The sequence below is a fragment of the Aestuariivivens sp. NBU2969 genome (assembly GCF_019931125.1).
In the GTDB taxonomy this organism is placed as follows: domain Bacteria; phylum Bacteroidota; class Bacteroidia; order Flavobacteriales; family Flavobacteriaceae; genus Aestuariivivens; species Aestuariivivens marinum.
Genome location: NZ_JAIOUU010000033.1, coordinates 1 through 12,759 on the forward strand (window position 1 = coordinate 1; position 12,759 = coordinate 12,759).

Annotated in this window: 10 protein-coding genes; 3 read left to right on the forward strand and 7 right to left on the reverse strand. The window is 35.5% G+C overall.

What is annotated here, in order from left to right; all coding sequences use genetic code 11:
* The 3 genes from K7G79_RS14040 to K7G79_RS14050 all read left to right on the forward strand — a co-directional run.
* Positions 1-2,756: gliding motility-associated C-terminal domain-containing protein (locus tag K7G79_RS14040; protein WP_223552232.1), on the forward strand; the 2,756-nt coding region annotated here is incomplete at its 5' end.
* An 11-nt stretch (positions 2,757-2,767) separates the two neighbouring features.
* Positions 2,768-3,688, forward strand: a complete 921-nt coding sequence (locus K7G79_RS14045; protein ID WP_223552233.1) for a type IX secretion system membrane protein PorP/SprF — start codon at positions 2,768-2,770, stop codon at positions 3,686-3,688.
* Positions 3,689-3,703: 15 nt separating this feature from the next.
* On the forward strand, positions 3,704-5,620 hold the full coding sequence (locus tag K7G79_RS14050) for an OmpA family protein (protein WP_223552234.1): 1,917 nt from the start codon (positions 3,704-3,706) through the stop codon (positions 5,618-5,620).
* A 672-nt stretch (positions 5,621-6,292) separates the two neighbouring features.
* On the opposite strand, the gene K7G79_RS14055 is transcribed toward K7G79_RS14050, so the two are convergent.
* From K7G79_RS14055 to rpsA, 7 genes are all read right to left on the reverse strand, one after another.
* On the reverse strand, positions 6,293-6,787 hold the full coding sequence (locus K7G79_RS14055; protein ID WP_223552235.1) for a CAP domain-containing protein: 495 nt from the start codon (positions 6,785-6,787) through the stop codon (positions 6,293-6,295).
* Positions 6,788-6,951: 164 nt separating this feature from the next.
* The gene (gene pdxH, locus K7G79_RS14060; RefSeq protein WP_223552236.1) at positions 6,952-7,599 is read right to left on the reverse strand and encodes a pyridoxamine 5'-phosphate oxidase; all 648 of its coding nucleotides are present in this window, start codon (positions 7,597-7,599) and stop codon (positions 6,952-6,954) included.
* Positions 7,600-7,627: 28 nt separating this feature from the next.
* Positions 7,628-8,533 (reverse strand): ribonuclease Z, encoded by a 906-nt coding sequence (locus K7G79_RS14065; RefSeq protein WP_223552237.1) that lies wholly within the window; start codon positions 8,531-8,533, stop codon positions 7,628-7,630.
* A 71-nt stretch (positions 8,534-8,604) separates the two neighbouring features.
* Positions 8,605-8,937, reverse strand: a complete 333-nt coding sequence (locus K7G79_RS14070) for a ribonuclease Z (protein WP_223552238.1) — start codon at positions 8,935-8,937, stop codon at positions 8,605-8,607.
* A 3-nt stretch (positions 8,938-8,940) separates the two neighbouring features.
* Entirely contained in the window at positions 8,941-9,870 is a 930-nt protein-coding gene (locus K7G79_RS14075; RefSeq protein ID WP_223552239.1) for an aspartate carbamoyltransferase catalytic subunit, read from the reverse strand.
* 77 nt (positions 9,871-9,947) lie between these two features.
* Positions 9,948-10,487, reverse strand: a complete 540-nt coding sequence (gene pyrR, locus K7G79_RS14080; protein ID WP_223552240.1) for a bifunctional pyr operon transcriptional regulator/uracil phosphoribosyltransferase PyrR — start codon at positions 10,485-10,487, stop codon at positions 9,948-9,950.
* A 124-nt stretch (positions 10,488-10,611) separates the two neighbouring features.
* Entirely contained in the window at positions 10,612-12,456 is a 1,845-nt protein-coding gene (gene rpsA, locus K7G79_RS14085) for a 30S ribosomal protein S1 (RefSeq protein ID WP_223552241.1), read from the reverse strand.
* Positions 12,457-12,759 lie beyond the last annotated feature (303 nt).

The following is a 12,759-nucleotide window of genomic DNA, read 5'->3' on the forward strand; positions in this document are numbered from 1 at the left end:
ATGATTGTAACAACAGCTCTACTACATCAGCTACATTTACTATTGAAGATACAACGCCTCCTTCTATCACAACTGATGCTAGCGATAGCACAGTTGAATGTGACGGTAGCGGTAACTCCGCTGACCTTAACGCTTGGTTAAGCTCTAACGGTGGCGCAGTTGCCTCTGATACCTGTGGTGGCGTAACCTGGTCGAATGACTTTAGCGCACTTAGTGATGACTGTGGTGCTACTGGTTTGGTAACAGTGATTTTTACAGCTACTGATGATTGTAACAACAGCTCTACTACATCGGCTACTTTTACTATCGAGGATACTACCCCGCCTTCAATTGATAACACCAATACAGACAATATTGAAATTGAATGTGATGTCAATACAAATACACAAACATTATTACAAGCTTGGCTAGACAATAATGCCGGAGCTTCTGCTTCCGACAATTGTAGTGCGATAATATGGACACATGATTATGGTATGGATACTACAGTACAATGTGAAAATGGCGCTATTACGGTAAAATTCACAGCAACTGATGAATGTAATAATTCAAGTACTACAACCGCAACCTATTTGATTAAGGATACTGAAAATCCTACAATAACTGTTCCGGCTTCTGACCAGACCGTTGAATGTGACGGTTCTGGTAACCTAAGTGATTTTAATACATGGTTAACGTCTAATGCTGGAGCAACAGCGACCGATAACTGTTCGGCAATAACATGGTCTAACAACTATGGTTTAGAAGGCAATGTGATGTCAGACGACTGTGGTATGACAGGTTCTGTAATCGTAACGTTTAGAGCTACAGATGGTTGTGGTAACTTTAGTGAAACAACAGCTCAATTTACTATTGAAGATACTATTGCACCAGACTTTACAGTACCTGGCGCTATTGAAATCTTTACTGATACCAGTTGTAGTTACGATGTTTCTCCAGCAGCAACTGGAGATGTCACCGATGAAGCAGACCAGTGTTCTCCTAGCATTGATGCTACTTACAACGATGAGACAGTAGCTGGTCCTTGTGAAGGTTCATTAGTGATTACAAGAACATGGACCTTAAAAGATGATTGTGATAATACTACCGTTAAGACACAAACAATAACAATTACGGACAATATAGTCCCTACATTCACTGCACCGGCGGATATAGAACTGTTCACGGATGCCGATTGTAACTACGATACAGACGTGTCCTTTACCGGTGATGTTACCGATGAGGCCGACAACTGTTCTACAAACATCGAGGCCACCTATGTGGACAGCGACCCTGTAGCTGGTCCTTGTGAAGGTACATTTGTCATTACAAGAACGTGGAGCCTGTCCGATAACTGTGGCAATGCTGCAGCCGATCAGGTACAGACCATTACGATCTCTGATAACACAGCGCCAACGTTCACTGCACCGGCGGATATAGAACTGTTCACGGATGCCGATTGTAACTACGATACAGACGTGTCCTTTACCGGTGATGTTACCGATGAGGCCGACAACTGTTCTACAAACATCGAGGCCACCTATGTGGACAGCGACCCTGTAGCTGGTCCTTGTGAAGGTACATTTGTCATTACAAGAACGTGGAGCCTGTCCGATAACTGTGGCAATGCTGCAGCCGATCAGGTACAGACCATTACGATCTCTGATAACACAGCGCCAACGTTCACTGTACCGGCGGATATTACTATTAATTGTCAAGACGATGCCAATGACTTAACTATTTCAGGTGATGTAACTGATGAAAGTGATAACTGCTCAACAGGTATTGAAGCTACGTATTCTGATAGTATTGCCGATGGTGACTGTCCAAATGAAAAAGTAATTACCAGAACTTGGTCATTATCTGATAACTGTGGTAATACGGCTGAAGATCAAGTACAAATCATTACAGTGGTTGATGATGAAGCTCCTGAACTAGTCACTGAATTCCAAACATCTATAACGGCAAGCTGTGATGCTATCCCTTCAGCTCCTCAGCCTGGATTTGCAGATAATTGTTCGGAAAATGTAAACGTGGTGTTTACTGAGTCATCTACGTATACTACTAATGTAACCGAAAGTTATGAAATAGTAAGACGATGGGAAGTAACGGACGACTGTAACAATACAGCTGTATTCGAACAAGTGGTTAATGTAACTGTAGACCAATTCACAACTCAAGTTTCAGATGAAGCCTGTGCCGACGATGGTATTATAAATTTAGATGACTATATCAGTGATTTTAATGATGATGCAAGTTGGACATTTGTTGCTGGTATAACCAATAATATTAACTTTAATGGTAATATGTTTGATCCGTCAAATTTAGTAGATATAAATGGAGAGAACGATTTCCTAGGTGATTATGTGTTTAGTTATACCTATACAAGTTCAACAGGTTGTTTGGAAACTACTGAAGTGACCATAAATATTAATGATGATTGTGTTGTATACCCTTGTAACTCGGAAGATGTTGTTATCTCCAAAGCAGTAACACCTAATGGTGATTCGTTTAATGAAAGCTTTGATATAACAGGAATAACAGCAGATTGTGGATTTGAAATTAGTGTTAAAATTTTCAATAGATGGGGTGCTTTAATCTTCGAGAACAACAACTATTCTATAGGAGAAGGAGCCGGAGAATGGAGAGGACAAGCCCATAAATCCTCCATTGGTAGTGCAGATACTGTCCCAAATGGAACTTATTATTATATCATAACATTAGAAAACAGTGGATTGCCTCCATTTACTGGACCAGTTTACTTAGGAACCAAATAAAACTTTAACCTATGAAACTTATTAAACATTACATAATCGTTATAGCATTGTTTGGCTGTACGTTTGGGATGGCTCAGCAGTTACCGCAGTTCACTCAATATATGTACAATACAATCTCTATAAATCCAGCTTATGCAGGTAGTAGGGAAGCTTTAAGTATTGTTGGTCTTCATAGAAGCCAGTGGGTTGGCTTTGATGGTGGTCCTATTACACAAACACTTTCAATTCATTCACCACTTAGAAATGATAGGATTGGCTTGGGGTTATCCTTTATTCAAGACGATTTAGGTCCTGAAAATTTTTCCTATCTGTATGGAGATTTCTCATATAGTATTCCAACTGGCGTGGATGGAAAGTTGGCCTTTGGTATTAAAGGTGGTTTCACAAGTTATAGTTTGGATCCAGATTTTCGTCAATCCCAAAATTTCGATCCATCCATTAGAGGTATAGAAGACAGATGGAGTCCAAATATTGGATTAGGTGTGTTTTGGCATACCAATAAATGGTATTTAGGTCTATCTACTCCAAGAGTGTTGAAAACCGACAGGAACCGAGATGAGGGCTATGAAGCTCTTGAACGCTTAAGCTACTACTTTACAGGTGGCTATGTGTTTAACCTAAGTAATAGTTTAAAGTTTAAACCCTCGTATTTAATTAAAGCTACTAATGGTGCTCCTTTATCTTACGATTTCACGGCCAACTTCTTATTCAATGAAAAGTTTTGGTTAGGCGGATCGTATCGATTGAATGAATCTACAGGAGCTATTGGTGGATTTGCCGATTTTCAGGTATCAAGACAGCTTCGAGTAGGTTATGCCTATGAAAAACCTATTTCAGATATAAACAATTATACCAATGGTACGCATGAAGTCCTATTGATTTATGAATTTAAGTTCATGAGTAATAAACTAAAATCACCTAGATATTTCTAATAAAAAAATCACCCCATGAAAATAAAGAATTACATATTAGTTTGTATCCTATTGACGGTGAGTTTTACTGCCTCTGCGCAATACGGAAAACAAAAAAAAGCAGATACCTTGTTTAATAAGTTCTCTTTTGTAAAAGCTGCTGAAGTTTATAAAGAGCTTATTGAAAACAAATACAACGAAGATTATGCCGTGCGTCGTTTGGCAGATTGTTATGCCTTGCTAAGAGATCCTAAAAATGCAGCAAAGTATTATAAAAAAGCTGTTTTACAAGAAAATATTCCAATTGAATATTATTATAATTATGCTCAAGCACTGCGTGGCATTGAAAAATATGATGATTCAAAGGAATGGTTGCAACGTTATAAAGATTCAGGTGGTGTTATTAATACCAGTAAATACTTAAAACGAGGTAACTTCATCACTAATATATTTAATGCCAAGCAACAATATTTTCTAAAAAAATTCAATCATAATTCCAAATTGAGTGATTTTGGTGCTTACGAACATAATGGGAAAATTTATTTTGCATCTACAAGAGATGAAGGCGTTTCCATTAAACGTCTGTATGGATGGAATGAGCAACCATTTTTAGATGTATACGCTGTTGAGAAAGATAGTAAGGAGCCTGCAGATCACACATCAAAATTAAAAGGAGATGTAAATACAATTTATCATGATGGCCCCGTAACCATTACAAATGATGGTAAAACCATGTATTTTACAAGGAATAGTTTTATCAATAATGTTTACGCCAGCAACGAAAAAGGTATCAATCAAGTAAAAATATACAAGGCATCATTAAAGGATAGCGTTTGGAGCGATGTTGAAGACTTATCGATCAACGATTCTGAATACAGCACCCAACATCCTGCACTAAGTCCTGATAACAAAAAATTATATTTTGCTTCAGATAGACCAGGTGGATACGGGTCTTCAGATCTATATGTAGTAGATATTAATGATGATGGCTCTTTAGGAGAACCTAAAAACTTAGGGGAAACGGTAAATACTAAAGGTTCGGAAGGTATGCCTTTCATCAATAATGAAGGCAGTTTATTCTTCTCTTCCGATGGACATGTAGGCCTTGGCCTTTTGGATATTTTTGGAACCATTGCTAATGAAACTGGTGAGATTGTAGATGTAATAAACCTAGGTGTTCCTGTAAACTCGAGTAAGGATGATTTTTCTTTTACCATGAACTCAGATGGCCTATCAGGATACTTTGCTTCCAACAGATCTGGAGGTATGGGTGATGATGATATTTATGCCTATAACCGAATCCCTTTATTAAATGTTGAAGGAACTGTTACCGATGTAATAAACAACAAACCGGTTCCTAATGCCATTATTACCTTATTAGACGATAGCGGTAAGCAGATTGCTTACATGGAAACGGATGAAGAAGGATACTATGAAATCAATATAGATAGAAATGTAGATTATAAAATTACGGCTAGTCAGAAAAAGTATGAAAACGATTCTAAGAGTTTCACTTCTAAAGGTATTGAGGATAACATTACAACCATTACAGTTGACCTACAATTAACACCTGTAAGAGATGTACCTATCTTAGCTGATTTAGGCATTATTTACTTCGACTTCGATAAACATAATATCCGTCCTGACGCCGCTTTGGAATTGGATAAGATTGTTAAGTTGATGAACGAAGATTATCTTGGCATGGTTATACGTATAGAATCACACACCGACTCTAGAGGTACACTGTCATATAATGATAAGCTATCTATTGACAGGGCAAATTCAACTTACGAATATTTAATTGAAAACGGTGTTGACGCAGCGAGAATAACTGCCCATGAAGGTTTTGGTGAACGTAGATTAACTAACGGCTGTGATGGTAGTGTAGATTGTGAAGAAAACAAACACCAACTGAACAGACGTACTGAATTCATCATAATAAAGATGCAGTAAGAAAGCTAAATTCAATTTATAAATGAATCCTGAAAACCATTAAGGCAAAATGTTCTTAGTGGTTTTCTTTTTATATTAACCATATCTTGTTTTAAACAAAAATAAAATAACAGACAGCTAATTAAGCTTCATTTATTTATATCCGTTTTGAGTAAAAGAAAGGGATACAAAAAGAATACTCAATAAGATTCATATTTGTTTTTTATTAAATTTTATGCTTCAAGCCTAAGATAGGTTAATGAACTATTATGAAGTAATTGATGAAAACAATAATACAGCCAATCTGACAAGGAGGAATAGATTGATTATATAAGAGTAAAAATCGAAATAACTGCATCCCTAATAGACTAAATCTAACGCTAGAGAAATAAATAACATGATTTAATTTAAGAGTATTGGATAGACAGTACATTTAAAATTGTACACAGAAAATAATGCTAAACTAATCCCTACAAAAGAACACCACAATTAGAATAATTGTTTAAACAAGAAATATACTGAGTAGATAAATACATTCATCAGTATAACACAAAATTTAAAAACCCTCCCATTTCTAGGAGGGTTTTATACCTAAAGCTAAATTCAATAACAAAAGTTATTAAAGTATAGCCCGTACTTATCAAAAAGTGATTTAACAGGCTATATTGTCAATTACTTTTTTAAGTAATTATGTTATTTTTTTATAAATATATTAGTGTAATACCATTTACCCTCAGCGTTCTGTTCTGCAGAAATGTCGAAGTTTGTAAAATCCCCTTCAATATTGGCTTTGTGGCCTTCACTCTTTATCCAAGCGTTAACAACAGATTCTGCAGAAGTGTACCCATATGCAACATTTTCTGATACTTTAGTGGCACTAGCATTTTCTTTTAAATAAGTGCTTCTTTTATAAAAGTTGTCGTGAGACACTACATTTTTGTCTACCATATAATCGGTGTGTGAAAAAGCTACAGATTTTATAATTTTCATATCTTTCAAAGGGGCAATTCCCAAAGAATCCCTATGACTGTTAATGAGTTTTAAAATTTCTACCTCAATAGCTTTAGTTTGTGGAGTAATGAGGCTTTCAACTAACGAATCGGCTTTGTCGTCTAGGTTTTCACTAGAGCATGAAAACATAAACAAAGCAACCAATACCAATAAAGGCAGTTGTTTTAATAACTTCATAAGTAGGTAAATTTAGATTTGGTCCCATAAAGTTATTAACCTTATTTAGGCTATTCATTATATATGTCCTATAAATCGATAAACAGCAGTAGAATAATCGATAAAATACATATTTTATCGATTAAATGAAGTAAAATTTATAAAAAGTGTATTTTGACTGATATTTAAGGAGATAATCGATGAATTTGCCAGTTATAATCATCCTGTAGTTTATAACGTATCCTATCGTGTAATCTATTAGGGCGCCCTTGCCAAAATTCAAGCTCAACTGGTTTAACCAAATACCCTCCCCAATGTTTGGGTCTTGGTATATCTTTACCTTCATATGCTTTTTCTAATGCTTTCAATTCGTTTTCCAAAACATCCCTGTTTTCAATAATTTCACTTTGGTTAGACACTATAGCTCCTAATTGACTTCCTCTTGGTCGTGATTCAAAATAACCATCACTTAAATTTTCAGAAATTTTTTCTGCCTGTCCTTTAATGATTATTTGGCGTTCTGCTCCATGCCAAAAAAAAGACAAACAAACATTGGGATTAGCATCAATTGCCTTGCCTTTCTCACTATTGTAATTGGTGTAAAAAATAAAACCTTCATAGGTAAACCGTTTGAGCAGTACTACCCTATTCTTTGGATATTGGTCTAAGCTTATCGTAGCTAAAGTCATAGCATTGTTTTCGTCTTCAGGAAAAAACTGTTCTACTTCATAAAACCACTTTTGGAATAATTCCAATGGGTTTTCGGGCACATTACTTAAAAGTAATTCCCCTCTGTCGTATGACCTTCTATAATTACTTAAATCATTTTCCATAATATCCCATACAATTTACTAGAAATTTCTAAAACGAAAAGACTTTACCGTCTTCACATAGCTTAACATTGGCAAAAATTTCTTCTGCTTCGGTCTTAAATCCATTTAAGCCATCATAACGTGTTGAATAATGACCTAACAACAAAGTGTCTACGTTACCATACTTAGCTATCATAGCGGCTTGTTTTGCGGTAGAATGCTTGGTTTTTGATGCCAAATGAGCATGCTTTTCCAAAAAAGTAGACTCATGGTAAAGTACCGTTGTGTTTTTTATTATAGTTACAATATCTTCCTTATAAACTGTATCGCTGCAAAATGCATAACTCTTAGGGTTATCCGGATTAATTGTAACCAACTCATTTTTAATCAATTCACCTTTTTCATTTAATACATCCGCACCTTGCTTTAGTTTTCTATAATAAGCTACATTGATATTAGCTTCTTTTACAGCTTTAATATCCAGCTTTCTATCACCCGCTTTTTCCTTAAATAAAAAGCCATTGGTATATACCCGATGCTCTAAGGGAATAGTATGAACTTCTACTAAATCGTCTTCAAAAATCATTTCTGATTCATTTGAGGTCAACTCATGGAAAATAAGCTGATAGTTTGTCCAGGAATCGGCAAGTTTCATTTGAAGTGTTACCACTTCCTTAATTCCCTTTGGGCCATAAATATGTAAATCTGTCTTTCTGGTAAGTAATCGGAAGGTAGAAATCAGCCCAACCAACCCAAAAAAATGGTCACCATGTAAATGTGAAATAAAAATATGCTTAATACGGTTGAACTTAATCTTGTGCCTGCGCAGTTGCACTTGGGTGCCTTCTCCGCAATCAATTAAAAACATATGGTTGTTGATTTCCAATACTTGAGAAGTGGTATTGGTCAACGCCCTTGGTGTAGCACTATAGCATCCTAGTACGGTTAATTTCATGATATTTTATGTTGAAAACACAATGTTGTATAGCCGAAATCTATTAAACGACAAACAACCAAACAACAAACCTAGAAGCCTAAATCCCGTTCCATTTCTTCCATTTCAATAATATCATAGGCCTCTTCAATAGTAGGGACCACAACAATTTCATCTGGAATATCATCGACATCAATTTTATCAGAAACAATAACAAATGAATGCTTAGCAGCTCTATGAGTATTGGATAATTCTAAAAATTCAACAATGTCCTTAGTGCTTAGTTTATTAATAGCGGTTAAGGTAATAATTACATTATCATTTTTAAATTTAGGGTATAATGCCTGCATTTTTTTAATCAATTCAATTATTGAAGCAGTCTCATGTGTTATTATAGTTATATTCCCTTCTTGATTTAAAATCATATGCTATTGTTTTATTTTTGAAGCCAACAAATAAATCACAGCCATTCTAATGGCAACTCCATTTTGTACCTGATCCAAAATAATGGATTGTTTAGAGTCGGCCACATCACTGGTAATCTCTACCCCACGGTTTATAGGACCAGGATGCATAATAATAATTTCTTTATCAAGTGAATCCAATAAGATCTTATTAACACCAAATTGTTGAGCATACTCGCGTGTAGAAGGAAAGTAGCTAATATCCATACGTTCGTTTTGCACACGCAACATGTTAGCTACATCGCACCAGTTTAACGCTGTTCTTAAATTGGTCTCTACTTTAACACCTAGCTTATCAATATATTTTGGAATCAATGTTTTAGGTCCACAAACCATAACTTCAGCCCCTTGCATCTGTAGTGCATAGATATTAGATAATGCAACTCTACTATGCAGAATATCCCCTACAACAACCACTTTTTTGCCTACCACACTGCCTAATTTTTCCCTAATGGAATAAGAATCCAATAATGCCTGTGTAGGGTGTTCGTGGGCCCCATCACCAGCATTGACAATACTGGCCTTAACGTGTTTCGACAAAAAGACACCAGCACCAGGATTAGGATGACGCATCACCACCATATCTACTTTCATAGAAAGTATGTTATTTACCGTGTCTATTAAGGTTTCACCCTTTTTGACAGATGACTGTGCAGATGAAAAATTAAGTACATCGGCCGAAAGGCGTTTTTCTGCCAATTCAAATGACAACTTGGTTCGTGTTGAATTTTCGAAAAACAAATTGGCAATGGTGATGTCCCTGAGCGAAGGCACCTTCTTAATGGGTCTGTTAATCACTTCCTTAAAGTGATCAGCAGTTTTAAAAATAAGTTCAATATCTTTTTTATTCAGATATTTTATTCCTAATAAGTGATTAACACTTAATTCGCTCATTGTCAAAGTTAAAAGTTAAAAGTTAAAAGTTAAAAGTTGTTGTGTTACTTTAATTAAAACTTTAGTTATTTATAATATTATTTTTCTATTAAATAAACTGAATCCTCATTGTCATTTTCAATCCAGTTTACTTTTACTTTTTCTTCATTTATTACATCTACTTGTCGTCCTCTATAATCTGGCTGAATAGGTAAATGACGGCTAAATCGCCTATCTATTAATACTAATAGTTCAATTTCATTAGGCCTTCCAAACGACTGTATGGCCGTTAAGGCCGCTCTAATACTTCGTCCAGTATACAACACATCATCAATAAACACCACATTTTTATCTTCAACAATAAAATTGATTTCGGTTGAATTTGCAGCCAAAGTTTTATCCCCCCTTCTAAAATCGTCCCTGTAAAAAGTGATGTCTAAATAGCCCAATTGAATGTTATTTATATGATATTCTTCTTTTAGTATTTTTGCAATACGGTTAGCTAAAAAAGTTCCCCTAGGCTGTAAACCTATTAAAACGGTGTTCGAAAAATCGGTGTTTTTTTCAATTAACTGACAAGCCAATCGGTGAAGAATGATGTTTACCTCTTTTGCGTTAAGTAAAACTTTTTGACTCATATACTATCCAAACGTATCTGGGCTACAAAGGTAATGGAAAAAATTAAAAATACAGATGATATATAATGAAATAAAAAGCCTCCAATCTCTTGGAGGCTTTAAGTTTTAAATGGAAGTAAAAAAATTATTTTTTCTTTCCGTCCATTTTATCTTTAAGTGCTTGTAAAGCGTCGTTAGCATCACCTAAAGTTGGTTTTGCCTCTGCAGCAGCAGCTTCAGCTTTTCTTACAGCTTGTTTAACAATTTTTGCTTCTTCTTCTTTAAAGACAGCAGTATGTGATGCTACAACACGCTTAAACTCCTTACTAAATTCAATGATTTTAAATTCAGCTTCCTCTCCTTTTTTAAGTTTAGAACCGTCTTCTTTCTCAAGGTGACGTGAAGGTACAAATGCAACGATGTCATCATTAAATACAACTGTAGCACCTTTATCTACGATTTCAGCAATTGGCGCTTTGTGAACAGTATCCAATGCAAATTCGGTTTCGTATTTATCCCAAGGATTATCTGTTGTTTGTTTGTGACCTAAACTTAATTTACGGCCTTCAACGTCCAACTCCAATACAACAACATCCAACTTATCTCCTACCGAACAGAATTCACTTGGGTGCTTGATTTTCTTAGTCCAAGATAAATCAGAAATATAAATCAATCCATCAATACCCTCTTCCAATTCAACAAAAACACCAAAATTTGTAAAGTTACGTACTACTCCTGTATGGTGTGAACCTACAGGGTACTTACCTGTAATATCTGTCCATGGGTCTGGCGTTAATTGCTTAATACCCAATGACATTTTACGCTCCTCTCTATCTAAAGTCAAGATAACTGCTTCAACTTCATCGCCAACAGACACAAAATCTTGAGCAGAACGCAAATGTGTAGACCAAGACATTTCAGATACGTGGATCAAGCCTTCAACACCATCAGCAACTTCAATAAACGCACCATAGTCTGCAATAACAACTACTTTTCCTTTTACTTTATCCCCAACCTTAACTTCATCAGCTAAAGCTTCCCATGGGTGCTTACTCAATTGTTTTAAACCTAATTGTATTCTTGATTTGTCTTCATCAAAATCAAGGATTACCACATTAAGCTTTTGATCTAATTCAACAATCTCGTTCGGGTGGTTAATTCTAGACCAAGATAGATCTGTAATATGAATCAATCCATCTACACCACCAAGATCAATAAATACACCATAAGATGTAATGTTCTTCACAACACCTTCCAGTACTTGACCTTTTTCTAATTGACCAATGATTTCTTTCTTTTGCTCTTCGATATCAGCTTCAATTAAAGCTTTGTGAGATACTACTACGTTCTTAAACTCATGGTTGATCTTAACCACCTTGAATTCCATAGTTTTGTTAACGTATTGATCGTAATCGCGTATAGGTTTCACATCGATTTGAGAACCTGGCAAGAAAGCTTCAATACCAAATACATCTACAATCATACCTCCTTTAGTCCTACATTTCACAAAACCATTAACGATTTCACCAGATTCGTGGGCCGCGTTTACACGATCCCATGCCTTAATTACTCTAGCTTTTCTGTGTGATAATACTAATTGTCCAGTTGCATCTTCACGAACATCGATTAGGACTTCTACTTTATCACCTACTTTTAAGTTTGGGTTGTAACGGAATTCGTTTAAGGAAATAACACCTTCAGACTTTGCATTGATGTCGATAATAGCATCACGATCTGTGATGTGGACTACAGTTCCTTCAACCACTTCATTATCCAAAGTGTCAACGAAATTTTCTGCTACTAATTTTTCAAATTCTTTTAACTGTTTGTCGTCAACCTCATCAATACCTTCTTGGTAGTTGTGCCAGTTAAACTCTTTTAAGAATTTTTCAGGATTTGCTTGGGCCTCCGATACTACAGGAGCTTCTGCTGTTTGTACTTCAGTTGATTCTGTTATTTCAACCTCAGCTTGCTTTGCTTTTTCAGCCATTTAATTAAAATTAACAATGTTTTTGGTCTCTTTTAAAACACAATAACATTGCGTTTTGTATTCTGTATGCTTCGGAAAAATTATGCGCTTAACACACAGAAGTGTTATTTATTGTTTATCTGTCTATTTCCTTTTATTTTCCAATGATTCGCTAAAAGGAGTGCAAAATTAATGTTTTTTTATACAAACACCTAATGTATTTTACTAAAAATCACTGCCGTCCAAAAGTTTTTGAAAACGGGCAATAAAGTTTCTGTGTCCCTTTGTTTATAGGGGCATAATTAATTGTTTGCTGGAATTATC

Excerpts from the sequence above, each read along its gene's own strand:
- rpsA (WP_223552241.1), bottom strand. The coding sequence starts at position 12,456 with ATGGCTGAAAAAGCAAAGCAAGCTGAGGTTGAAATAACAGAATCAACT.
- K7G79_RS14045 (WP_223552233.1), top strand. The coding sequence starts at position 2,768 with ATGAAACTTATTAAACATTACATAATCGTTATAGCATTGTTTGGCTGT.
- K7G79_RS14070 (WP_223552238.1), bottom strand. The coding sequence starts at position 8,937 with ATGATTTTAAATCAAGAAGGGAATATAACTATAATAACACATGAGACT.
- K7G79_RS14050 (WP_223552234.1), top strand. The coding sequence starts at position 3,704 with ATGAAAATAAAGAATTACATATTAGTTTGTATCCTATTGACGGTGAGT.
- K7G79_RS14075 (WP_223552239.1), bottom strand. The coding sequence starts at position 9,870 with ATGAGCGAATTAAGTGTTAATCACTTATTAGGAATAAAATATCTGAAT.
- K7G79_RS14055 (WP_223552235.1), bottom strand. The coding sequence starts at position 6,787 with ATGAAGTTATTAAAACAACTGCCTTTATTGGTATTGGTTGCTTTGTTT.
- pdxH (WP_223552236.1), bottom strand. The coding sequence starts at position 7,599 with ATGGAAAATGATTTAAGTAATTATAGAAGGTCATACGACAGAGGGGAA.
- K7G79_RS14065 (WP_223552237.1), bottom strand. The coding sequence starts at position 8,533 with ATGAAATTAACCGTACTAGGATGCTATAGTGCTACACCAAGGGCGTTG.
- pyrR (WP_223552240.1), bottom strand. The coding sequence starts at position 10,487 with ATGAGTCAAAAAGTTTTACTTAACGCAAAAGAGGTAAACATCATTCTT.